Origin of the sequence: Chryseobacterium vietnamense, from assembly GCF_031454475.1 — a bacterium.
Taxonomy (GTDB): Bacteria; Bacteroidota; Bacteroidia; order Flavobacteriales; family Weeksellaceae; genus Chryseobacterium; species Chryseobacterium vietnamense.
In genome coordinates this window covers 588,773-612,121 of sequence record NZ_JAVDQX010000002.1, presented here as the reverse complement: position 1 = coordinate 612,121, position 23,349 = coordinate 588,773, and the positions used below count along the sequence as shown (strand labels likewise).

21 protein-coding genes are annotated in these 23,349 nt (G+C 35.9%); 8 read left to right on the top strand and 13 right to left on the bottom strand.

Annotated elements, in window-relative coordinates:
* The 5 genes from J2786_RS12010 to J2786_RS11990 all read right to left on the bottom strand — a co-directional run bounded on the left by J2786_RS12010 (window position 1) and on the right by J2786_RS11990 (window position 6,412).
* A complete protein-coding gene (locus tag J2786_RS12010) occupies window positions 1-474 on the bottom strand; it encodes a Fur family transcriptional regulator (RefSeq protein WP_002976876.1) in 474 nt (157 codons plus the stop codon).
* Window positions 475-539: 65 nt separating this feature from the next.
* Window positions 540-2,534, bottom strand: coding sequence for a KUP/HAK/KT family potassium transporter (locus J2786_RS12005; RefSeq protein ID WP_047434751.1), 1,995 nt, complete (start codon window positions 2,532-2,534; stop codon window positions 540-542).
* Between the two features lie 114 nt (window positions 2,535-2,648).
* Entirely contained in the window at window positions 2,649-3,629 is a 981-nt protein-coding gene (locus tag J2786_RS12000; RefSeq protein ID WP_047378880.1) for a pyruvate dehydrogenase complex E1 component subunit beta, read from the bottom strand.
* 238 nt (window positions 3,630-3,867) lie between these two features.
* Window positions 3,868-4,287 carry a DUF2147 domain-containing protein gene (locus tag J2786_RS11995; RefSeq protein WP_047434752.1) on the bottom strand — a complete coding sequence of 140 codons (420 nt, stop codon included), beginning with the start codon at window positions 4,285-4,287 and terminating at the stop codon, window positions 3,868-3,870.
* 196 nt (window positions 4,288-4,483) lie between these two features.
* Window positions 4,484-6,412: an LTA synthase family protein gene (locus J2786_RS11990; RefSeq protein WP_047434755.1), complete on the bottom strand. Its 1,929-nt coding sequence runs from the start codon at window positions 6,410-6,412 to the stop codon at window positions 4,484-4,486.
* An 89-nt stretch (window positions 6,413-6,501) separates the two neighbouring features.
* Here J2786_RS11990 and J2786_RS11985 point away from each other — a divergent pair, with 89 nt between their 5' ends.
* The 6 genes from J2786_RS11985 to J2786_RS11960 are packed head-to-tail and all read left to right on the top strand — an operon-like array spanning window position 6,502 to window position 10,101.
* Window positions 6,502-7,215 (top strand): CDP-alcohol phosphatidyltransferase family protein, encoded by a 714-nt coding sequence (locus J2786_RS11985; RefSeq protein WP_047434758.1) that lies wholly within the window; start codon window positions 6,502-6,504, stop codon window positions 7,213-7,215.
* 41 nt (window positions 7,216-7,256) lie between these two features.
* Window positions 7,257-8,021, top strand: coding sequence for a 3'-5' exonuclease (locus J2786_RS11980; RefSeq protein ID WP_047434759.1), 765 nt, complete (start codon window positions 7,257-7,259; stop codon window positions 8,019-8,021).
* A gap of 2 nt (window positions 8,022-8,023) precedes the next feature.
* On the top strand, window positions 8,024-8,422 hold the full coding sequence (locus tag J2786_RS11975; protein ID WP_047434762.1) for a putative signal transducing protein: 399 nt from the start codon (window positions 8,024-8,026) through the stop codon (window positions 8,420-8,422).
* 8 nt (window positions 8,423-8,430) lie between these two features.
* Window positions 8,431-8,991 carry a hypothetical protein gene (locus tag J2786_RS11970; RefSeq protein WP_047434765.1) on the top strand — a complete coding sequence of 187 codons (561 nt, stop codon included), beginning with the start codon at window positions 8,431-8,433 and terminating at the stop codon, window positions 8,989-8,991.
* 7 nt (window positions 8,992-8,998) lie between these two features.
* A complete protein-coding gene (locus J2786_RS11965) occupies window positions 8,999-9,604 on the top strand; it encodes a fumarylacetoacetate hydrolase family protein (protein WP_047434766.1) in 606 nt (201 codons plus the stop codon).
* A gap of 59 nt (window positions 9,605-9,663) precedes the next feature.
* Window positions 9,664-10,101, top strand: coding sequence for a universal stress protein (locus tag J2786_RS11960; RefSeq protein ID WP_047434768.1), 438 nt, complete (start codon window positions 9,664-9,666; stop codon window positions 10,099-10,101).
* A gap of 85 nt (window positions 10,102-10,186) precedes the next feature.
* Here the strand turns inward: J2786_RS11960 and J2786_RS11955 are convergent, their stop codons facing one another.
* Entirely contained in the window at window positions 10,187-10,420 is a 234-nt protein-coding gene (locus J2786_RS11955; RefSeq protein WP_047434770.1) for a DUF6341 family protein, read from the bottom strand.
* A gap of 42 nt (window positions 10,421-10,462) precedes the next feature.
* Here J2786_RS11955 and J2786_RS11950 point away from each other — a divergent pair, with 42 nt between their 5' ends.
* Window positions 10,463-11,368, top strand: coding sequence for a DUF6427 family protein (locus J2786_RS11950; protein ID WP_047434772.1), 906 nt, complete (start codon window positions 10,463-10,465; stop codon window positions 11,366-11,368).
* Between the two features lie 6 nt (window positions 11,369-11,374).
* Window positions 11,375-11,959 (top strand): DUF3109 family protein, encoded by a 585-nt coding sequence (locus tag J2786_RS11945; RefSeq protein WP_034696856.1) that lies wholly within the window; start codon window positions 11,375-11,377, stop codon window positions 11,957-11,959.
* Window positions 11,960-12,034: 75 nt separating this feature from the next.
* Here the strand turns inward: J2786_RS11945 and J2786_RS11940 are convergent, their stop codons facing one another.
* The 7 genes from J2786_RS11940 to J2786_RS11910 all read right to left on the bottom strand — a co-directional run bounded on the left by J2786_RS11940 (window position 12,035) and on the right by J2786_RS11910 (window position 23,119).
* Entirely contained in the window at window positions 12,035-14,899 is a 2,865-nt protein-coding gene (locus tag J2786_RS11940) for a M16 family metallopeptidase (RefSeq protein ID WP_052187126.1), read from the bottom strand.
* A gap of 155 nt (window positions 14,900-15,054) precedes the next feature.
* Entirely contained in the window at window positions 15,055-15,741 is a 687-nt protein-coding gene (locus J2786_RS11935) for a hypothetical protein (RefSeq protein WP_047434776.1), read from the bottom strand.
* Between the two features lie 194 nt (window positions 15,742-15,935).
* Window positions 15,936-17,270, bottom strand: coding sequence for a trigger factor (locus tag J2786_RS11930; protein ID WP_047434779.1), 1,335 nt, complete (start codon window positions 17,268-17,270; stop codon window positions 15,936-15,938).
* A 136-nt stretch (window positions 17,271-17,406) separates the two neighbouring features.
* Window positions 17,407-17,979 (bottom strand): hypothetical protein, encoded by a 573-nt coding sequence (locus J2786_RS11925; RefSeq protein WP_047434782.1) that lies wholly within the window; start codon window positions 17,977-17,979, stop codon window positions 17,407-17,409.
* Between the two features lie 53 nt (window positions 17,980-18,032).
* Window positions 18,033-20,417, bottom strand: a complete 2,385-nt coding sequence (locus J2786_RS11920) for a TonB-dependent receptor (RefSeq protein ID WP_047434783.1) — start codon at window positions 20,415-20,417, stop codon at window positions 18,033-18,035.
* Window positions 20,418-20,684: 267 nt separating this feature from the next.
* A complete protein-coding gene (locus J2786_RS11915; RefSeq protein ID WP_047434786.1) occupies window positions 20,685-21,041 on the bottom strand; it encodes a hypothetical protein in 357 nt (118 codons plus the stop codon).
* Window positions 21,042-21,190: 149 nt separating this feature from the next.
* Window positions 21,191-23,119, bottom strand: a complete 1,929-nt coding sequence (locus J2786_RS11910; protein WP_047434788.1) for an ABC-F family ATP-binding cassette domain-containing protein — start codon at window positions 23,117-23,119, stop codon at window positions 21,191-21,193.
* Window positions 23,120-23,349 lie beyond the last annotated feature (230 nt).

The window sequence follows — 23,349 nt, the reverse complement described above, 5'->3', positions numbered from 1 at the left end:
TTAGTCATTCTTAGTGCCATAGAAATATAGCGAATGAGAATCAATTTTTACGCCAAAAGCTTCTTCAATGGCTTCTTTGATTCCTTGGATTCTTGGGTCACAGAATTCAATAATTTCTTCAATTTCTTTATCAGAGTCTTTTTTGTAGATCACCAGGTGGTCATGCTGTTTGTCAAAATAAGACTTTTCATAAGATGAAGAAGTCAATGTCTTTTCTCCGAACTGATGCTTACGGATTAAGCCAGCATCAAGGAAAATTTCAATAGTGTTGTAAATGGTTGCTTTGGAAACATGATATTTTTTCTGCATCATCAGAAGATACAGATCATCAACGTTAAAGTGATGATCCATATTATAAATCTCTTCCAATATCGTATATCTTTCAGGTGTGTTTCGGAACCCCTTTTCTAATAAGTAGTTTCTCAAAACATCCTTGATCAAAGCTATATTTTTTTCTTTTTGTATTGTATCCATTAAAAAAATTATCTACAAATTTATTGAATTTTATTTAAATAGATAGTATGGTTAAATACGGGTGGCTACGAGTTGTGGCGGAAATACCCGGACTGCTCGATCTTATTATCATAAACTGTTAATTCTGTGATCGGTGCAGATTCTACTTCTACGTTATGCGAAGATACTCCCCAGGCCTTAAAGTCGTCACTTCCGATATACTTTACAAAGTTATAAATGTTAAGAGTAATCTTCTGTTTAACAGTTAAAAGGATATCGTTGATATAGGTGTTATCTATGATCACATATTTAAGATCCGGTGGTATATCATGAGCTCTTAAAGATGGATGGCTGCTTCTTGATGGAATGGTTCCGTCTGCCATTAAATCTTTAAGAACCATATTGAAATAATCATTGATTCTTCGGTCCACTTTAAATCCTAACAGGAAGTTGATTTTATACACGGTTCCCGGAAGAATTTCATCTACGGTATATCTGAAAGTGTAGGGATCTTCCTGGTTTACGATGCTCAGGATGAAGTAATGATCTGCTCTTTTGGGTTGTTTTTTGATGATGGAATAGATAATTTTTGATTCTACTTCATCATTTCTTTTTGCTCTGCTCAGATAAGCCAGATTGGTAGCGTACTTCGGAATAGTTTCGTCCAGTTTCATGTCTTTGAGAATAGACACATATTTTTCTATTTTCACAAACTGGATAAATCTTGTTTTGATCAGTCTTCCGTTATACCATGCATACATAGAAACTCCGATAGAGCCAGCTAATACAACGGTGATCCATCCACCTTCCATGAATTTGATAATGTTGGCACTGAAGAAACCTAATTCAATTGCCATATAAACCATAGCGAAAACCAGAATCAGGACCTTGCTTACTCTGTGTTTCAGCAGCCAGAAGACCAACAGAACTGTGGTCATCAACATCGTCACAGTAATGGAAAGTCCATAAGCAGCTTCCATTTTTCCTGACTCTCTGAAGTGAAGAACAACAATGATACACAGGATAAGAAGTCCCCAGTTGATTCTTGGAATATACATCTGTCCTTTTACTCCGGAAGGGTAATCAATTTTCTGATTCGGCCAAAGGTTAAGAGACATTGCTTCTGAGAATATGGTGAAGGAACCTGTAATCAATGCCTGGCTGGCAATAATTGCAGCGGCTGTTGCTAAAATTACTCCCGGAATAATCATCCATTCTTCCATAATTCCAAAGAACGGATTGACTACAGAGAACCCTGGTTTGCTGTAATTGGTCAAAAGCCATGCTCCCTGTCCAAGATAATTAAGAATAAGCATAATCTTAACAAATGCCCAGCTTATTCTGATGTTTTTCGCACCACAGTGTCCTAAGTCCGAATACAATGCTTCTGCTCCGGTTGTACAAAGGAAAACAGCTCCTAAAATAACAATGGCACTCGGAGAGTTGACAATAAGTTTATAAGCGTAATAAGGGTTAAAAGATCTTAAAATCTCAAAGTTTTCACTTAAATGCATTACTCCCAGACCTCCCAATACTAAGAACCAAACTACCATTACCGGACCAAAAAACTTTCCGATAAAGCTTGTTCCGAACTGCTGTACCACAAAAATGGCAATAAGAATTCCGATGGTAATAGGCACAACGGGAGTGTGCGGATTATAAATTTCAAGACCTTCAATAGCTGACATTACCGTTAGTGACGGTGTAATGACTCCGTCTGCAATAAGGGCTGCAGCTCCAATGATTGCAATGAGGTACAACCATCCTTTCTTAAGGTTTCTTACCAGTGAAAACAAAGCAAGAATACCACCTTCACCTTTGTTATCTGCTCTCAAAGCAATGATCACATATTTTATTGTGGTTTGCAGGGTAAGAGTCCAGATGATACAGGAAAGAGCTCCTTCTATGTATTCATTGAAAGGCATATTGCTCCCCTGGGACCTTGCATTCACAATTGCTTTCATTACGTAAAGCGGAGAGGTACCAATATCTCCAAAAACAATTCCTAGAGACACTAAAACTCCCATAAAGGAAAGCTTCTTTATATCGAAGTGGTAGCCATCTTCTGTAACTTCTGCCATATCAGCTTAATTTATTTTAAAGGCGCAAATTTATACTAATTTTATGACGTCAAGAATTTTTCTTCATGAATATAATAAATGAAAAAACTTCCTTTCGGAAGTTTTTTTCTATAACTATTTTACGTACATCGCTTTTTTGATTTCCTCTTTTACTTTTTCAAGTTTAGGGAACCATTCTGCAAACAATGCTGCAGAGTAAGGTGCAGGTGCATCAGGAGTAGTGATTCTCTTGATAGGAGCATCCAAATAATCAAATGCTTTTTGCTGTACCATATAAGTAATTTCAGAAGATATAGAAGCAAATGGCCAAGCTTCTTCTAAAATAACCAGTCTGTTTGTTTTCTTTACTGATGCCAGAATAGTATCAAAATCAAGAGGACGAACTGTTCTAAGGTCAATAACCTCTACAGAGATTCCTTCTTTAGCCATATCTTCAGCAGCCTGTAAAGCAAGCTTCATGATTTTTCCAAAAGAAACCAAAGTAACATCTGTACCTTCTCTCTTGATATCTGCTTTTCCTAGTGGTAAATAATATTCTTCTTCAGGAATTTCCATTTTATCTCCATACATCTGCTCAGATTCCATGAAAATAACAGGGTCATTATCCTGAATTGCGGTTTTCAGCAATCCTTTTGCATCATAAGGATTTGAAGGAACCACTACTTTAAGGCCAGGGATGTTTGCAAACCAGTTTTCAAAAGCCTGAGAATGGGTAGCTCCCAATTGTCCTGCAGAAGCTGTAGGTCCACGGAAAACGATTGGACAGTTCCATTGTCCACCACTCATCTGACGGATTTTCGCTGCATTATTGATAATCTGATCAATTCCTACCAATGAGAAATTGAATGTCATATACTCTACAATTGGTCTGTTACCATTCATTGCAGCACCCACAGCAATTCCTGTAAATCCAAGTTCTGCAATTGGGGTATCAATTACTCTTTTAGGACCAAACTCATCCAGCATTCCTTTTGAAGCTTTATAAGCACCATTGTATTCTGCAACTTCCTCCCCCATTAAAAAGATGGATTCGTCTTTACGCATTTCCTCGCTCATTGCCTGTGCAATTACCTCACGAAAAGTATATTCTGCCATATTTATTCGAAAAATTTAGACTACAAAAATAGTGATTTTTTATTATACACATCATAAAAAGACGTCTCATTTGACCGAGAAGTCTTTTATTAATTTTATTTAAAACTGATTTTTCTCCTGTAGACTGAGCCCTTTGTAATTTTTCATAAGATCCTGAATACATTCTATACATTCTTTTATCTACAAAAAATGACATCTCATTTCTGAAATGTCATTTAAAATTCTATTTAAACTTATATTAATTAGCTTTCTCCCAAACCTGGGTTCTTCCTAATAAAGATAATCCTAAGTACCCTCTTACGTTCAGTTTATCACCGCTTCTTGTAATGGTACATTTGTATGTTTTTCCTGTTTTAGGATCCGTGATGGTTCCGCCTGTGAATTCATCACCATCTTTTTTCAATCCTCTGATGATTTCCAATCCTAAAAGCGGCTTTCCTTTTCTGTCATCTTTACAAAGTGTACAGTTAGGATCAGTTGGTTTTATTAACAGCTGAGAAACTTTTCCATAATATTTCCCATCTGATTTTTTGTACACTTCAACAATAGATTTTGCCTGTTTTGTCTCATCATCTATCGTTTTCCACTTACCTTCGATCTGTGCAAATGTAAGTACACCACATAAAGAAAGTGCGAACGTTAACAATATTTTTTTCATATTTCTTATAGTTTTAATTTTAATACAATATTCTTATCTACGTATTGATAAAAATATAAATTAATTTTCAACGAACAAAAACTTTTATTATACAAAGCATAAAGAGGCGAAGAAAAGTAAAATCAATAAATACTAAAACAATTAATTTGCCAATCAGCATATTGACTATTTCGCCATTCTATTTTTTGTCTTCTGCCTAATACAGCTTCCTGTTAATCACTCTATCCATATAATCCTGATACCAGGCCTTTGCTATTTTCTTTCCTCGTTCTATTTCAGGATTTTTAACTTCATTCATGATATTTTTTTCAAGGCTCAGATCAGATTTATCATATACTCCGATAATTTCTTTTCCGTCAAAGCGATAAATATAATTTCCGATCATGAACTGATCTGTACTTCCATCCGAGTTGACTACGATGAAAGGATATTTTTTGTCACTCACCAGACTTCTCCCCCAGCTTCGGATTGGTTTATTGTACCCGATAAGGTCTGCCAGTGTAGGATAAATATCCGCCTGCTGTGCTATTTCCTGACTGACTCCTTTTAACTGATACGCAGGATTCGGAGAATAGAAAACCAATGGAACGGCATAACGGTTCATGGCTCTTTCATATTCCGGATAATATACCTGGTTGGTATGATCTCCTGTGAAAACAAAGATCGTATTATTGTACCAAGGCTGTTTTTTAGCGGTCTCAAAATATTGTTTGATCGCATAATCCGTATACTGCATCGGCTCATGGATTTCAATTTTTCCTTTTTTAAATTTCCCGTTGTATTTTTCAGGAATTTTAAAAGGGTGATGTGATGATGCCGTAAATACGGTAGTCATAAAAGGTTGTTTCTTTCCTACATTCTTTGCGAAATACTGAAGGAAAGGTTCATCCCATATGGCCCACATCCCATCAAAATCTTCATCATGATTGTATTCTGTTTTCCCGAAATAATGTTTAAATCCTAAAATATTTCCGAATCCAAGGAATCCCATAGAACCATTCGGTGCTCCATGATAAAAAGAAGTATCATATCCAAGATCATTACAGACAGAAACGATAGACTGAATTTTCTGATTGGAATACGGAGATCCTGTAAATGCATCCGTAAGACTCGGAATTCCGGCCAACACACTGCTCATCCCATGAATAGACTGTCTTCCGTTTGCAAAAGTATTGGGGAAAATAAGACTTTGGGTAGCTAAACTATCCATAAAGGGAGTATAAGAAACGTAGTCTTTAATATTTTTGTCTTTATTGAATGCGCCTGAATATTCTCTCCCGAAAGATTCTACAATGAAAATAACAATATTGGGACGGTTCTCCACTTTTCTGTCATATACTTTATAGGGCTGAACATTGTCTTCGATAAACTTTTCGTCTACAAAGTGAACTTCCTTGAAATTGTTGGTATTTAAAGTCCTGAAAAAGGAAAACGTACTGTTGAGTACCATATTTCCCTGAAGCGGATTTGTCACAAAACGGGTTGCATCCACCATATTGATAGGTCTTGTACTGTGTTTAAAATCTCCTCTGATTCCTCCCACAACCAGCACCGCTGTAATACACAGTGTAAGAATGGAAGTAATAAAGTAAGGAAGTAGTTTCAAAGGTTTCACCTCTTGTACTTTTACCCTTTTATAAAGGAAAACCCATAAGGCCATCAACACAACATACCAAATCAGGACAAAAGGATGTTCTCCCACAGAGATCATCAATGTTTTGGAAACATTAGATTCATGTTCTGCTACCTGAAATACTGCTGAAGTAAGCCTTGCCTGCGAAAATTTATAGTAAATAAAATCCCCGAAATTCATAGCATAAGCAATCCCGTTGGTAATGAAATACAGCCAGAAAAGAATCTTCTGAAAAACTTTCTTTGTATTAATAACCAATGGCAATAAACTAAGGAGTATAAATAGTGCATTGACATATAAAATAGCTGTAGTATCGAAAGCTGTACCATGGAATGCCAGCTTTATATATTCTGAAACAGAGTCAACTTTAATCAGATCTTTATTAAAATACCAGAATAAAAGTCTGGCAATCTGATAGAAAAAATAGGCTAAAAAAATCCTGTAAACCAATGCCAGAACTTCCTGTTTTCTAAATCCTTTTAAAAATTTCATGGAGCAAATTTACATCAAAATCACTGTAATGCATTTTTTAGTTCATATTATTTTGAGTTAGAATTTTTAAAAACTGTAATTTTGTGCTTATGGATTTTATAAAGAATAATCTGGCCAATGCCTTAACCCTGGCCAACTTATTTGCAGGTTGTGTAGGGGCAATACATTTAATTTTAGGAGATTATCAGACAACGGCAATCTGTCTTATCCTCTCTTCAATTTTCGATTTTTTCGATGGCTTTGTAGCCAGAGCTGTAAAATCAAACTCCAATCTTGGGCTTCAGCTGGACTCGCTTGCGGATATGGTAAGCTTTGGAGTTATTCCCGGACTTACTATGTACAAAGCTCTTGAACCGTTTGGTGCAGAACTGCTTGGAATGCATTTTCCGTTTGAAATCAAGTATCTGGGGCTCATTGTCACTGTATTTTCCTGCCTGAGACTTGCCATCTTCAATCTTGATGAAGAGCAGCGTTATTATTTCAAAGGATTGAATACGCCAACCAACACCGTTTTGCTGTTCGGTCTTTATTACGCCTTTAAAGAAACCGGATCTTTCAGCTTTTTGTTTGATAATGAACTGCTACTGGTTCTGCTTACTCTTCTTACTTCATGGCTTCTGATCAGCCCGATCAAAATGATGGCCATGAAATTCAAATCAAAACAACTAAAAGACAACTATCCTAAAGTTGTATTGTTGGTAGGAGGAATTGCCATTCTTGCGATATTCCAAATTGTTGGAATTCCAATGCTTGTTATTTATTATATGGTAGTGTCACTCATTTTTCAGGCACAGTTAAAATAGACTCACTTAAATAAAACACATTCAAATTATTAATAATCGACATGAATTTAAAACTCCATAAACCGCTTTGTATTTTTGACCTGGAAACTACAGGAACCAACATCGGAAAAGACAGAATTGTTGAAATCTGTATTTTAAAAGTAAATCCAGATGCTTCCAGAGAAAGCAAAACATGGCGTGTCAATCCGGAAATGCTTATTCCAAAAGAAAGCAGTGAGATCCACGGGATTTATGATGAAGATGTAAAAGATGCTCCTACTTTCAGAGATATTGCTTCTAAAATTATGGAAATGATTACCGGAAGTGATTTGGGAGGATTCAATTCCAACCGGTTTGATGTTCCGCTTTTGGCTGAAGAGCTTTTAAGAGTAGGAATGGATTTTGATCTGAGTAAATTCAGACTGGTAGATGCACAGACTATTTTTCATAAAAAAGAACCTAGAAATTTAGGAGCAGCTTATCAGTTCTACTGTGGAAAAACATTGGAAAATGCCCATTCTGCAGAGGCTGATGTAATGGCAACGTTTGAAGTTCTGGACGCTCAGGTGGGAAAATATGACGATATTCCGAATGAAATAGCACCGTTAAGCGAGTTTACATTCCATAATAAGAATGCAGATCTTGCCGGATTTATCGGTTATAATGAAAAAATGGAAGAGGTTTTCAACTTTGGAAAATATAAAGGCCAGGGGGTAAAAGCGGTATTCCAAAAAGACTTAGGATATTTCGGATGGCTTCAAAACGCTGATTTTCCTTTGTATACGAAGAAAATTTTCACAAAAATTCAACTCTCAAGCAGGTTTTAAAAATGTCTGATCTGGTTCGTTTTAAATTTTATGAAACTGCCCTTGAAGCTAACAGGGACAAGCAGATACTGAGTGAAAACGGTATCAATAGTTTCATTGCGAATGAGCAGCTGATCCAGTCGGATTGGCTTTTATCACAGGCGGTAGGAGGAATACAGCTTCAGGTGTTCGAAGAAGATGTGGAAAAAGCACAGCAAATCCTGCAAGACTATAAAGACAACGAGCAATATTCGCTGGAAGTAGAACATACCATTGAAGATCCTGAGTTTGATTTTGTCTGCCCGAAATGTGGTTCCAATCACATCTACAGGGATGACAGTGCTACCAGTTTCTTTGGTATTTCTTTCCTGACGAGTCACAAATTCAAATGTTATTATTGCGGGAATGAGTTTACGCATTAAAGCTTTATATGATCAAAAAGATTGGAAAAATTTTACTCATCATCATTCTTGGCTCTCTTGTTTTCATAACGGGAAAGTTCTTATTAGTATGGAACAGCGTAGAAGTTGATCATAGTTTAAGCCAGAAACCTCTTTTTAAATCTTTTGATCAACAAAAACAAACAAGTATTTGGGGTTCAGAGAGTGAAGATATTAAAACCAATGATTTTAAGACAAAATCAGACAGTATAAGTCCAGCATATTATAGGTGTTCTATTAATGAAAATCCAATGCTAAACGTTACATTTTCTGTTGGAGATGGTTTCAGCGGTGGTGGTTTTCAGATAGATATTTTTCAAAATAGATATAAAATCTCTCCCTATTCTTATACTGACAATGTAAAACTTTTTGACTTTTTGGACACAGGAGAATATTATAAAATTTTGGACAGTAAAGTTATTCTGGATAAAGAATCTTATCAAAAAGGAGATAGTCTCTTCGGATATACTGAACTTAAAGTTCAAAGAAGATATGGTCCTGAAAAATATATAGAAGAAGGTAAAGGATATTTTAAAGGTAAAGTAAATTAATTAAGTTATGAAAATAATCTGCATAGGAAGAAACTACAGTGAGCATGCAAAAGAATTAGGAAATGAAATTCCTGAGAATCCTGTTATCTTCATGAAACCGGATACCGCTGTTTTAAAGGGAAATGATTTTTATATTCCTGAATTCTCCAATGATATTCACTACGAGCTTGAAGTGGTAATAAAAATTTCAAAAGGAGGAAAATATATTCAGAAAGAAACAGCACACAAACATTATGAGGAAATTGGCCTGGGGATAGATTTCACAGCGAGGGATCTTCAGAGTGAACTGAAATCAAAAGGGCTTCCATGGGAGCTTGCCAAAGGTTTTGACGGTTCTGCAGTGGTAAGCAGTTTCTTCAAAAAAGAGAACTTCAGTCTTGAGAATCTTCAGTTTTCATTATTAAAAAACAAAGAGAAGGTACAGGATGGCAATACGAAAGATATGATGTTCAATTTTGATGACATTGTAGCTTTTGCATCCCAGTATTTTACATTACGAGTAGGTGACCTTATTTTCACGGGAACTCCAAAAGGGGTTGGAAAAGTAGAAGAAAATGATATCCTGGAAGCTTATCTTGAAGAGGAAAAAATCCTTGATATCCGAATATTATAAGTATTTAACATCACAGTCTGACAAATTTTTCCTATCTTTAGGTAACAAAACTAGAGGTTATGATAAATATTGTATTACCCGTAGATTTTGGGGACAAGACAGACCAATTGGTAGAAGGTGCCATAAAATTTGCAAAACAGCTTAACGGCAGAATTTACCTGATCCACGTAGCGCCATCAGATATCGGCTTTGCCATTGGTGATATGGGATTTCAATATTTTCCTGAAGTGGAAGCCAATGAAATCAGAGAAGAGCTGGTGCAGCTTAATAAAATTGAGCAAAGAATCATCAGCCATGATATTGATTGCGAGCACCTTTTAAAACAAGGACTTGCCAAAGATATTATTCTGGAACATGCAAAGGCAAAAAATGCAGATTATATTGTGATGGGATCACATGGCAGAAGCGGAATCTATGATGTATTTGTGGGAAGCTTAACGAAAGGAATTACGAAAAGTTCAAGTATTCCTGTTTTAGTACTTCCAATTCACGACTAAAGAAAAAGAAAATTTTAATCGTTAGTAATAAAAAAACCGATCAGAGCATATTGTCTGATCGGTTTTTTACTATATAACCAATTAATTAACCTTCTTTTTTGTAGATATTCGGATCGTAGTAAGGATGCTTACCTTCCGTTGGAGAATAATAGTCTTTATCTTTGTCACCACCTAGTGTAACCACCAGTACATAGCACCAATAAGTAAATAGTACACAGCAAACTATAAATAGAATCCAGTTTAAAACATTTCCAAACGCATCAAAGAAACCGAAAGTCCATTTGAAAACTTTGCTTAAGAATAGAAAGAAAGACGTCATTATTTTCCTTTTTTAAATTAACTTTGTACAAATTTATAAAAAATGTTTAAATTACTTTCAAAAGAAAGCAATATTTTTTCAATTCCTGTTTATATTGGTTTTCTTCTTTTAGTAGTCGTAATATTTAACATACTGAATTTCAATACTTACGAAGCTATAGTTGCCGGAATAACTTTTCTGGGAATTGCTTTGGGATATTTTTGTTTTCACAGTATTGCCCTTAATTATCAGACCCATCTGCCATTATTTTTATATACCTTTTTTATTTTTGGGCTGTATCCCGGAAATCTGGATATAGGAATTGCGGTTTCTCTGCTTACCAATTCCTTTCTTATCCTGCTACTGACCAGTGCAGATGAAGATATCAGGAAGAAGTCTTATGTTTTGGTGGGATCTATTGTAGCCCTGAACTTTATTTTTCTTCCTACAACATGGCCAATGGCTGTTTTTGTAATTATTCACGTGATTGCAACCTCTGCCAAAATCGGGTTGAATCTTTTCAGATTCCTTTTGGGAATTGTTCTGATCACATTCAGTTATTTTTCTGTAATGTATTTCTGTCAGTTCACCTCATGGAATATTGATTATTTTCCGTTTGGAAGAATGAAACCGGTAACAGATTACACGGAACTTTTACCATTGATTCCTGTGGTTCTGATGCTTATTTATGCCGTATATGACCATTTTAAAAATTATAATAAGAAAAGTCCGATAAGCAGGTATAAATATACTTTCTTACTTGTTTTTTCTGTGGCACAGCTTGTTTCCATCATTTTATATATGAATAAAAGCTACGAATATCTGCTTCTTCTGGCATTTCCTTCAAGCATTATTCTTAGTAGAATGATGAGATTTTTACCCAAATACTGGATGCGTGAAGCCAGCGTATGGCTTATTATTATTAGTTTACTGACCTTTAAAGCAGGTACAGTTTTTGATTTATTTTAGAAAATTATGATTCAGATAGACGATAAATTGATTTCAGAGGAAATTTTTTCCGAAGAATTTGTTTGCAACCTTACAAAATGTAAAGGTGCATGTTGTGTGGAAGGAGATGTGGGAGCTCCGTTGGATAAAAACGAGCTTGAGATATTGGACAGTATTTTTGATAAAATAAAACCTTACCTTACTCAGGAAGGAATTAAAGCCCTTGAAGAACAGGGAACATGGACTACTGATCCGCACGACGGAATGTATGTTACTCCAATGGTGGAGAACCGCGAATGTGCTTATGTAACCTTCGATGAAAAAGGAATTACAAAATGTGGAATTGAAAAAGCATACGAGGATGGTGCTGTAGACTGGCAGAAACCTATTTCATGCCACCTTTACCCAATCCGTGTTACAGAATATTCTGCATTTACCGCATTGAATTATCATGAGTGGAATGTATGCAGCGATGCCTGTACTCTTGGAAAGGAGCTTCAGGTTCCTGTCTATAAGTTTTTAAAAACTCCACTGACGAGAAAGTATGGTGAAGAATTTTATACTGTTCTGAGCGAAGCTGCTGAAGAATGGAAAAAAGAGTATGGCTCTTAACTGATAAGGATTTGAATTAAATAACAAAAACCGCAGATTTCTCTGCGGTTTTCTTATTGTAAGTAAAAAGTATGACTAGTTAGCAGCTCCTGCTTTCACAGTAGTTACTTCTATTTTTTTAGTTTCCTCTTTTTTAGCATTTTCCCAACCGTCTTCCGGCATCAAAGTGGCTACAATTCTACCTTTTGTAAGATATTTTTTTGCAACATTCTGAAGATCCTTTACTGTAAGTGCTTTTACTTTATCCTGATAATTTAAGATATCATATTTGTCACTTCCGTCTAACTGGTTCTTAGCAATGGCATTCATCCAGAACATATTATCTTTCAGTTCTGTTTTGTTGTCATTATATTCACCTTCTTTGTATTTATCCAGGTCTTTTTGTTCAGGGCCGTTATCTATAAGCTTCTGAAGCTCTGCAATAGCACTTTTAGTCAGTTTATCTGCATTTTCCGGACCACAAGGGAAATTAATACCGAAACTATAAGTTCCGTACGGTATTTTGTTCATTCCTCCTCTTGCACCTCCTCCATAGATACCGCTTTCATCTTCTCTTAATTTTTCGATAACTTTAATAGTAGCTACTTCTCCAAGTGCGGATAATGCTAAAGCTTCTTTCTCATTATACGGAGCCTCTCCGCTGTAAGAGATAGAAACCATACTCTTAGGATCTTTTCCTTTTTTATACACTTTGCTGTAATCTCCGGTCATCGTTCTGTATCCTGTATCTTTATACATTGTTGTTTTTCCTGATGACGGAAGGCTTGCAATATACTGCAGCACTTCTTCTTTAAATTTAGCTTCGTCTATATTTCCTACAAAATAAAACTGGAAGTTTCCAGCATTGGCAAATTTATCTTTATAAATATCATATGCTTTTTTATAGTCCGTATTAGCCCAGTCTTTCTCCATTGGGAATACCCCGATAAATCTAGGATTCTTCTGATTCATGAATTTTGCATGCTCATTAGAGAAATATGCCTGAGGATTAGACAGCAGGTTATTCAGCAACGCAGATTGCTTTTCCTTATAAGCATTAAAGGAAGCGGGATTATAATTTAAGCTTGTAAAATAAGCATACATCAGCTCCATAGCAGTTCCTAAATCTTTTTGTGTGGTTCTTCCGGAAACCCCTTCAAAAAGAGAAGTTACCATAGGATTCACGTTCACTTGTTTACCGGCAAGATAGTTGGTAAGATCAGCTTTTGAGAATCCTCCTACTCCGGCTTCTGTTAATGCTGAGAATGCAAACTGCGTCTTATTGTAGTCTGCATCGGGGATAAGAGAACTTCCTCCTAAACTTCTTGCTGTAAACACAATTTCATCATCTTTGAAATCTGTTTTCTTGAAAGTAACTTTCGCTCCGTTGCTTAAGGTCCACGTTGTTGTTCCTAACTTGGCATCTGTTTCGGTTTTAGCAATTTTCCCTTCAGATTTGAAAGGCTTCACCAGGTTTTTGATGGCTGCTTTTTCTTCGTAAGGCTTAAGATCAGCCATTTTTACAGCATCAAATGTATTCAGCACCATTGCTTCTGTAGGCATGGTTACATTATCTTTTTTAGGTCCTGTAATTACAATTACCCTGCTGTCATCTTTCACCATTTTTTTGATGATTTCATTGGTTTGTGCAAGGGTAACAGATGGTAAGAAAGATTTGGTATCTTCATATTCCCATGCTATTCCGGGAATTGGTTCCTGCTCCAGGAAGTTTCTCACATACTCATCTATCAGAATTTCACTCTCTGTTTTATCTTTGTTGTTATAAGATCTTTCAAGATTGGAAAGCACCTGAGATTTTGCTCTGTCTAGTTCAGACTGTGTGAATCCGAATCTTTTTGCTCTTTCAACCTCTTCCAATAAGACTTTCAATGCGCTCAGCTGGTTTCCCTCTTTCACCATAGCAAATCCCTGGAACGCTTCTTTACTTCTTGCATATGTTCCCCCATGGTACACAGATCCGAAAGTAAATGGTGGGTTTGTAGAATTGATCAGTTCTCTCAATCTGTTATTTAACATGGTAGTTGAAAGGTTTTCAACAATACTTTGATTATACTGTTCTACAGTTACGTCAGGCTTATAGGCATCAGCATCTTTCATGATAAACTGTACCATAGAATTAGTAGCATCAGGGTCTGTTTCAATAGCTACCAGAGTTTCTTTGTGATTCGGAAGATCAAAAGATTTTCTTTCTCTGGGCTTTGAAGGGTTTTTATATTTACTGAAATTATCCTTGATTTTTTTTTCAATTTCATCTACATTAATATCTCCTACTACAATGATTGCCATCAGATCCGGTCTGTACCAGTCCTGGTGGAATTTTCGGATAACATCTGGTTTGAAATTTTCCAGCACTTCTTTTTTACCAATTGGAAGCCTCTCTGCATACTGAGATTTATATAAAAATTTAGGAAGATATTTATCCATCATTCTTTTATCAGCTCCAAGTCCCAGTCTCAGTTCTTCCAATACAACTCCTCTTTCTTTGTTGATCTGCTCATCGGAAAGTGTTGCATTAAATGCCCAGTCTTCCATTACTTTCAGCCCTGCATCAAGATTTCCCGGCTTATCCAACGGGACAGGAAGCATATAAACAGTTTCGTCAAAGCTTGTATACGCATTAAGGTGTTGTCCGAATTTCACTCCGATAGACTGTAGAAAGTCTACTAATTTATTATCCGGAAAATTTTTGGTTCCGTTGAAGTTCATGTGCTCCATAAAATGGGCCAATCCTCTTTGATTTTCGTCTTCAAGAATAGATCCGGCATTGATTGCCAGACGGAAATCTACTTTTTTCTCAGGTAACGTGTTTTTTTTGATGTAGTACTTCATTCCGTTGGAAAGAGTACCAATTCGTACAGATGGATCCACTGGAATATTCTGTCCAAAGGCATTCGCAGACATCAGGAAAATGACTGCAAATGAAGATAATACTTTTTTCATGGTTATTTGATTTTATTTACGGGTTAAAACTAATATTTATTCACAAGGTGAAGAAATCATTAAATCTATTTTATAGTTAAATTTGAGTTAAAATTATTTATATACTAAAAAAACCGGGAATTTCCCGGTTTTTTTATCTTTTAAAAAGCAATTTTTTATTTGAAATCAGCATCCGAAACTCCGGAGTTGATTACCACTTTGCTCGTTTTGATTGTCATTTTCTGACCTCCACCTTCAGCTTCTACTTCAGCAGGGAACTGTATTCCATCTACAGCCATATAGCTTTTAATGGTTGCTTTACCTTCTCCTGCATCCGTCTTATACAAAAGTCCCGTTCCGGCATCGAAATAGAATTTTCCTTTGTCTGAAGACAGTACATTATAGTCTTTTCCATCCAGTTTTTCTGTAGATACAGTCTTGAAATTAGAAGCATCAAATGCTAAAGCATCCATTGGTTTTCCTTTTTTAAGGTCTGCAATTTTGTCAGCAGGAATATCTGTTTTAGTTCCCATCTGATCAAAATATCCTTTCTCACCGTCAAAAAGCTGCACCATTTCTTTCCCCATGAAAGATTGTACAGATTTGAATTTATTCCCTAATTTCTTAGTTGTCATTTGGATTTCCATTCCCTGCACAGCAACTGTGTTATCAGTAATGGTAGATTTTACAGCGTCCAGTTTATCTTTTCCACCTAGTGCTTTGAAATAATTATCAACAACTTCTTTAGGTGTAAGTTTTGATTGTACGGCTTCTGTTTTAGCAGATGCAGCCCCTTTTTTCTGAGCTGCTGCAGGCACTGAGAAAAGTACAGCGCAGAAAAACGGAATGATGATCTTTTTCATATTTATAATAAAGTTTAAAAAGTAAATATAGGAATATTGGCGGACATACAAATAAATAATGAGTAATGAGTAATGAATGATGAATGATAATTGATAAATGATGGGTGATGATGGTTGAATAATCTTAGATTGGAGGTGAAATAAAAAAACCGCCAAAAAATTGACGGTTTTCAAATATTTATATCTGGGTATAATTATTTCTTAAGTTCTTCTAAAAATTCGTCGTGAGAAATTTTAGTTTCTTTTTTTGTAGCTTTTTCAAGAATTACATCTTTCAGTTTAGCCATTGCTACTTCAGAAGAAATTTGTCTTACCTGCTCCTGGTCTTTCAACATTTCAACAGCATATTTCTGGATTTCTTCATCCCCTAAGTGGTGGATTCCGTAGATAGCCAATTGGTTTTTCACCAACTGCTCAGCCTGAGCTAATACATCAGCATAGTCAAGGTTGATTTCGTTCTCAGTCATCAATTTACCTTCGATGATCTGATATTTCAACTGGTTTTTCTCAGCTTCAAGAATTTCTTTAGCCTGATCTTCAGACTGGATATTCTGGTTAGAGAATAATAACCACTTCACAAGGAAAGATTCAGGAAGTTTTACTTCTTCTTTCTCTGTTACTTGTTCTAATACTTTATTCACAAAGTGAACATCAGCATTCTGTTGGAAATACTCGTCTAATTCAGTTTTCACTTTATCTTTAAGCTCTTCTTCAGACTTGATGTTTCCTTCTCCGTATACTTTGTCGAAAAGATCCTGGTTAAGTTCAGCTAAGTTTAATGAATAGAAATCTTTTACTTTAACTTCTACCTCATTGTGGTGTAAGTGCTCAACTTCTTCTTTGCTGAATCCTAATTCTTTAGCTAATTCTTCGTCACCTGCAAGAGTTTCTTTAGTCACTTTTACAGATTCCTCCATTTTCAACCCTTTTACCAACTTGAAAGCTTCTTTGTTTTCAGCTGTAATCGTAAGGTTTTTTGGGTGGTGGTGGTGCTCACCTTCAGCATCTTCTTCCACAACCTGAGAAACTTCTAAAGCAATGTAAGAATCTTTAGTGATTTTATCTTGAGGAACCTGCTCAGCGAAACGCTTCTGCATGTTTTCAATACTCTTACCGATTTCTTTGTCAGAAGCCTCTACTTTGTAGTGAGGAGCTTCATATTTAGCTAAATCTATAGTGAATTCAGGCTCAAATCCTACTTCGAAAGCAACTTCTAATTGATCAGCATTGTAATCGAATTCGTTTACTGGCTGAGGAACAGGCTGACCAACTAATCTTAATTTGTTTTCATTAACATAGTTGTTTAAAGCATCAGAAACTTGTCTGTTGATCTCTTCAAATGCAATACCTGCTTCATATTGTTTTTTAACCATACTTAAAGGCACTTTCCCTTTTCTGAATCCAGGAACTTGCGCATTTTTAGCATAATTAATCAACTGCTTCTCTACTTTTTCTTTGTAGTCAGATTTTTCCAATGTTACTGTAAGCAATGCACTTACATCATCATGGTTTTGTGCGGTAACCTTCATTATTGATTAAAATTTTAGGTTGCAAAAATAGGAATTTTTTATGAAAAAAAACCATTTAAAATCAACTTATAAAGCCAAATATTGTTAAATAAAAAACCACCGGAGAATTCCGGTGGTCCAAACAAGATTAATTGTCCTAATTACTTAGGTTGTATTTTGCCTCAGCATCTGTTTCTCCTCCTACTACGCTTCCCCAGGCAGTTCCTGATTTGGCATCATTTACGCTTTGTGGAGAGTGAATTAGAGTTAATTTTAAGAATGGTTCTGTTCCATCAACAGCTTTTACGACAGTCCATTTTGTTCTTAGTCCTACTCTTTTTCCATCGCTTCTAAGGTCACTACCATCTACTCTTTCTACAGTAATATTAGATTTTGGAAAATCAAAAATTAAAAAATGTTCATTTTTAGCATCAATAATTTCCTGAGTAGCATCTTCGTTTCCGTTTTTGAATTTTGCCTGAACAGTATAGGTTTTTCCATTTGTAAGCGGTATTGTAGGTGTTCCCCCTGCCCCGATACTATAGTCATAAGTCTGAGTAGTTCCAGCTGCATCATCTGTCACCAACAAAAGGATGTTGGTAAGTTCTTCCTGAGGAAGATCGTCTTCTTCCGCAGAACCGTTTCTCTGACAAGAAGTAACGGCAGTAACAGTGATGAATAAAACAGCTAATAATTTGATAATATTTTTAGTATTGAATAGATTTTTCATTTTTTAAGAATTTTAAAATTGTAAAATTTTGATTGAATAGTTTTTTGAAATCTTTAGAATCTGTATCTAAAGTTTAAAATAAAGTTTCTTCCCGCCTCATCTGCAAAGAACCTCAAACGGTTCAGATACTCTCTGTATGAGGTATTGAAAAGATTGTTTACGATAAGTCCCGCAGAAAGATTTTTGCTGATGTTGATTCCGGTTTGGATATTCCAAAGTGAATATCCGTTTGGCGGAGTACTGAAATCTATTTCCTTATCCACCAATTCACCATTCACATAAAGTTCTAATGGTGCATTTCGGATCGGGAATCTGGTTTGTTTTAAAAACGTCTGATTTTCAACAGTGAAATAAAAATTATTCCATTTCGGTTTTTTGAACTGCAATGCATTGGAAAAATTTGGTGGCATCATTAAGATCAACGGTTCGTTGTGGGTATCGTCCTGCCCATATACATAACTTCCTTTTCCTACATAGGTAAGATCTTCTGTAAGTTTCCAGTTGATATCCAGATCCACGCCGTACATTTTCGTATCAATCTGCTGATACACCCATTCCGGGAATACCCCTCTGATTGTTCCCTTAATTCCTACCGGAATTTCGTTAATGAAATTTTTAGTGATGAAAAAATATGGGTTTACTGAAACATTTAACCCTTTCAGAACATTAAACTTCGAGTCAACATTCAAATTAAACTGATGTCCCTGTTCATTTTTCAATCCCATGTACCCGGTTTCAATGATACCTGCAGAATGGTGCAGCCCGTCTGAGAATAATTCTGCAACATTAGGAGATCTTCCTACTTTTGCATAATTAAATTTCAGATCAAAATTAGCATTGGGACGGTATTCCAGACCAGCATTGAAAGAAACATTATTATAATTAAGTTGAGGGCGTGTTAAAACTCTGTTCTGATCTGTTTTCACATAAAATTGTGGATAAGCATCTGCATATAATTTTTCCCAGTCACTTTTATCATACCATTTGGTTACATCATAACGGGTGAAATCATATCTCGCTCCTGCTTCAAAATTGAATTCAGGAGAAATTTTATATTTGAAAACTGAATAAGCTCCTGCAGAATATTTATCATAATTTGGAATCAGACGTCTTGCTTTGGTTGCCGGATCTGAATAATTGTTTTGAAAGGCAGCATCAATTCCTGTTTCTAAAGACCATTTTTCCCTCTCTAATAAATCATTAAGATTAAACTGATGCGTCATCAGTTCCAGATCCAGTGAAGGTGTATCACTCAACTCACCTCTTCTGATATCATATTCCTGTCTGTGGTTGTATTGATAGCTATATGTTGCAGATACTTTTCCTATATTTTCAAACCTTTTGAAAGCTGAAACTTTTGCAATATGATGTTCAATCACCTGTCTTGGATTATCAATATCATAGCTGAATTTACCTGAATATATTGGAGGGTTGGCATTCATTGCCCTGTCGTAATCTTCAGAAGTCGAAACGTGTGAATCTCTTAATATCCCAATATTCTGATTTGTCAGGTAATAATCAAAAGAGATTCCTCTTTCATAAGTATTATTCTGAACTGTAAAATTGAAGGAAGAAAAATCCATTCCCGTATTTTTCAAATTATAGTTGGGAGCACTCTGATCACCAAGTTTCTTGATGCTTCCGCCAGATTTGACCGCCCATCCGTTCTTCCAGACTTTAGCTACATCAACATCTAATCCAAGACCTCTTCCGTTGGAAATTCCAGTAAGCCCGACTGAACCTTTGATGGTATCCTTTTTAGGGAAAATTTCCGGTTCCATTACAACTACTCCACCAATGGCATCACTTCCGTATTTCAAAGCGGACGCTCCTTTGATGACATCGATATGTTGAAAATTATTAATATCAACATTAGGAGCATGCTCTACTCCCCATTCCTGCTCAGCAAGACGTACTCCATTATTCAGAATACTGATACGGCTTCCATAAAGCCCATGAATAACAGGTTTTGAAATATTATTTCCGGTTTTCAAAGCAGTTACCCCTGAAATTTTAGATAATAAGTTTCCAAGATTATCTGTAGAATTTTTCTCAATTTCAGATTTATTAAGGGTTTTGACTACCAATGAACCATTGTTCTTATGACTACCATGAATCGTCACAGTTTCGATGTCTTTAATGTGGTGTTCCAGTGTAATCACCAGCTGAACATCCTTATCAACTCCTATATTTTCAGTATAATCATTGCAATCAGGATGCTGTGCGATGAGGGTATACTTTCCTGCAGGAATTTTATCAAAAGAAAATTGACCTTTCTTATTGGTTTTGGCTGTAAAGTTCCCGATTTTAATCACTGCATTTTCCAGCAATGTTTTATCGTGGAAATCGTGAACGGTTCCCTCTACAGTATATGTTTTTTGTGCACTTGTAAATACTGATCCACAAAAGATCAGCAGCAGGCAATATATCAATTTCATTGTAAATAGATTGATTGCGCACCCTTTTCAACAGGGTACATTTTTCGTTAAAATTTGTGGGAAGGGTTAGTTTGATTGTACAGTGTATTCGTGGTAAGAAGTTAGAAGTTAGAGGTTGGAAATTAGTAATTGAACATTATTAAATATCAATTACAGATTATCAGCTGTTTTCCAACAACCTTAAACCTTAAACCCTAAACTTTAAATATTGAATTTGAAACATTGAACTTTAAAGTACAAAACTTTAAACCCTATAGAATCTATGAATTATGCAATTGCGGGCGGTCCCCGAAGCTGGAAAGTGAATTTGGTCTGTGACCAGATTTTCTCCTGGATGGCGATGATTTGTTTTACTTCATGGCTGTAATGCTCAAAAGTAAAACTGAATTCTTCAGGAGCTAATGTATGTCCGGTAACCAAAAAGTGGCAGGCCAGACAGTCGCCAGCTTTCTCTTTAGTAACGGCTTTCGTCATCGTATTTTCTGCTTTTTTAAGATGAAAAACCTTAAAATAATCTACAGAATCGTGATGGTGAAAGCTTTGAGAAAGCAGCGCGAGGAAATACACTCCAAACAATAGCTTGGAGATAAAACTCTTTAGGTTTCTGCTTTCTTTAATAATCATGGTTCAAAATTATGAAAATAATTTAATTGTTTCCTTAAACTTTTATTAAATTACTTAATGATTGTTGACAATGGGTAGAAACGAATACGATTTTGTTACAAAAAAAATGCTTCATAACGTTGCGTTGATGAAGCATTTATATTTTAAGTTTAATCCAGTTGGGTTCCAAGATATTCCCACTCCTGTAAAGCTGTATCCAGCTCTTCCTTAGCTTTGTTGTATTGTTCTAAGGTTTCCTCTGAAGGATTTTCTTTGGCAAAAGAAGCTTCCATTTCCTCTACTTTAGTTTCAAGCTCAGAAATTTTCTCTTCTACTTTCTTGATTTTATTCTGAATATTTTTCTGTTCTTTACTAATGATATTAGAAGATTGGCTGCTTGTTACGACAGGTTTTTCTTCTACTTTCTTAGGCTCTACCTTTACTTCACTGTGAAGTTTAGCTTTTTCAGCAGAAATCTCTCTGATGGTTTCTTTCTGTCTGTACTCCAGGTATTCGTTGATATCTCCTAGGAATTCTTTCATTTTCCCATCACGGAATTCGTAGATCTTATCACAAAGTCCCTGAAGGAATTCCCTGTCGTGCGAGATGACAATTAAAGTTCCTTCAAAATTCTGCAGTGCCAGCTTGATAATTTCCTTAGACTGGATATCAAGGTGGTTGGTAGGTTCGTCCATGATCAGCGTATTGAAAGGACGAAGTAACAGTTTACAAAGTGCCAGACGGTTTCTTTCTCCTCCGGAAAGTACTTTTGTCTTTTTAGTAACTGCATCTCCCTGGAAAAGGAAAGATCCTAATAAGTCTCTTACTCTTGGTCTTGTCTCTTCTGTTGCAGCATCTTCTGCTTCTTCAAGAACCGTTTTATTAGGGGTTAAAACCTCTTCCTGATTCTGTGCAAAGTATCCGATATTAACGTTATGCCCAAGATTCCATGTTCCTGAATAATCTTTAATATCTCCCGCTAAAATTTTTGCTAAAGTTGTTTTCCCCTGTCCGTTTTGCCCTAAAAGAGCAATTCTGTCTCCTCGCTGAACAATGAAATCTACATCATCAAAGATCTGCTTCTGTCCGTACGCTTTCCCAAGATTGATAGCTTCGAAGATTACTTTCCCCGGAACCATAGACTGAACGAAACGGATATTGAATTTTGAAACGTCTTCGTTATCAACTTCGATACGTTCTATTTTATCTAATTTCTTAATAAGTGACTGCGCAAAAGATGCTTTGGTAGCACTTGCACGGAACTTATTAATATTATCTTCCATCTGCTTGATCTCCGCATCCTGATTCTTTTTAGCCTGAATCAGTTTTTCACGGCGGTCTTCTCTCATGACAAGATATTTGGAGTAGTTGGCTTTATAGTCGTCAACTTTTTTATTGTTGATATCAAAAGTACGGTTACACACTGCTGTCATGAACTGCTTATCGTGACTTACCAGAACAATTGCTCCCGGGTAGTCTTTCAGGAAGTTCTCCAGCCAGATGATGGATTCCATATCCAGGTGGTTGGTAGGCTCATCGAGAAGCATGATATCATTCTTCTGAAGAAGTAATTTTGCCAATTCGATTCTCATTCTCCACCCTCCGGAAAATTCATCAGTGATCTTTTGGAAATCATCTGCTTTAAATCCTAAACCAAACAATACTTTTTCCATGTCACCTTCAAGATTGTAGGCGTCATGGTTCATCAAAAGGTCATTCAGTTCCGTCATTTTATTAATCAGATCCGTGTAGGAATCACTTTCGTAGTCCGTTCTCACGGTCATCTGGTGATTCACTTCTTCAAGCTCTTCTTTCCATGCATTAATCTGCTCAAAGGCCTGCATGGTTTCTGCCCATACCGTTCTTCCTTTTACAAAATCAAGATCCTGCTTCAGGAAACCAATGGTAACGCTCCCTTCAGTTACCACTTCTCCTTCGTAGAAATTAATTTCTCCGGACAGCATTTTTAATAAAGTGGATTTTCCCGCTCCGTTTTTACCAACGAGACCTACTTTATCATCCTTTTTAATGGTGAAATTGACATTTTGAAATAAATAATTTCCTGAATGGTGTAACCCTAAACTTTGAACCGAAAGCATCTTAATTAATAATTAGTAATGAATAATGAATTTTCGGGTGCAAAAATACGGAAAAAGAAATGAATAGTCGAGAAATAAAAAAACGGCTTCCGTAGAATAGTTCTCACATGGATATAAAGCGGTTGAATCTTGGATCTGCAAAATTCCCTTTAGTTGAAAAACAAACAGATCACAATATCTCAAAATCCGGCATTGGTTCCTACTCAATGTAAAAAAAAGGAGACACCATA

Excerpts from the sequence above, each read along its gene's own strand:
- J2786_RS11950 (WP_047434772.1), top strand. The coding sequence starts at position 10,463 with ATGTTTAAATTACTTTCAAAAGAAAGCAATATTTTTTCAATTCCTGTT.
- J2786_RS11990 (WP_047434755.1), bottom strand. The coding sequence starts at position 6,412 with ATGAAATTTTTAAAAGGATTTAGAAAACAGGAAGTTCTGGCATTGGTT.
- J2786_RS11995 (WP_047434752.1), bottom strand. The coding sequence starts at position 4,287 with ATGAAAAAAATATTGTTAACGTTCGCACTTTCTTTATGTGGTGTACTT.
- J2786_RS12000 (WP_047378880.1), bottom strand. The coding sequence starts at position 3,629 with ATGGCAGAATATACTTTTCGTGAGGTAATTGCACAGGCAATGAGCGAG.
- J2786_RS11960 (WP_047434768.1), top strand. The coding sequence starts at position 9,664 with ATGATAAATATTGTATTACCCGTAGATTTTGGGGACAAGACAGACCAA.
- J2786_RS12005 (WP_047434751.1), bottom strand. The coding sequence starts at position 2,534 with ATGGCAGAAGTTACAGAAGATGGCTACCACTTCGATATAAAGAAGCTT.
- J2786_RS11925 (WP_047434782.1), bottom strand. The coding sequence starts at position 17,979 with ATGAAAAATCTATTCAATACTAAAAATATTATCAAATTATTAGCTGTT.
- J2786_RS11945 (WP_034696856.1), top strand. The coding sequence starts at position 11,375 with ATGATTCAGATAGACGATAAATTGATTTCAGAGGAAATTTTTTCCGAA.
- J2786_RS11915 (WP_047434786.1), bottom strand. The coding sequence starts at position 21,041 with ATGATTATTAAAGAAAGCAGAAACCTAAAGAGTTTTATCTCCAAGCTA.
- J2786_RS11930 (WP_047434779.1), bottom strand. The coding sequence starts at position 17,270 with ATGAAGGTTACCGCACAAAACCATGATGATGTAAGTGCATTGCTTACA.
- J2786_RS11940 (WP_052187126.1), bottom strand. The coding sequence starts at position 14,899 with ATGAAAAAAGTATTATCTTCATTTGCAGTCATTTTCCTGATGTCTGCG.
- J2786_RS11980 (WP_047434759.1), top strand. The coding sequence starts at position 7,257 with ATGAATTTAAAACTCCATAAACCGCTTTGTATTTTTGACCTGGAAACT.
- J2786_RS11965 (WP_047434766.1), top strand. The coding sequence starts at position 8,999 with ATGAAAATAATCTGCATAGGAAGAAACTACAGTGAGCATGCAAAAGAA.
- J2786_RS11955 (WP_047434770.1), bottom strand. The coding sequence starts at position 10,420 with ATGACGTCTTTCTTTCTATTCTTAAGCAAAGTTTTCAAATGGACTTTC.
- J2786_RS11920 (WP_047434783.1), bottom strand. The coding sequence starts at position 20,417 with ATGAAATTGATATATTGCCTGCTGCTGATCTTTTGTGGATCAGTATTT.
- J2786_RS11935 (WP_047434776.1), bottom strand. The coding sequence starts at position 15,741 with ATGAAAAAGATCATCATTCCGTTTTTCTGCGCTGTACTTTTCTCAGTG.
- J2786_RS11985 (WP_047434758.1), top strand. The coding sequence starts at position 6,502 with ATGGATTTTATAAAGAATAATCTGGCCAATGCCTTAACCCTGGCCAAC.
- J2786_RS11975 (WP_047434762.1), top strand. The coding sequence starts at position 8,024 with ATGTCTGATCTGGTTCGTTTTAAATTTTATGAAACTGCCCTTGAAGCT.
- J2786_RS11970 (WP_047434765.1), top strand. The coding sequence starts at position 8,431 with ATGATCAAAAAGATTGGAAAAATTTTACTCATCATCATTCTTGGCTCT.
- J2786_RS12010 (WP_002976876.1), bottom strand. The coding sequence starts at position 474 with ATGGATACAATACAAAAAGAAAAAAATATAGCTTTGATCAAGGATGTT.
- J2786_RS11910 (WP_047434788.1), bottom strand. The coding sequence starts at position 23,119 with ATGCTTTCGGTTCAAAGTTTAGGGTTACACCATTCAGGAAATTATTTA.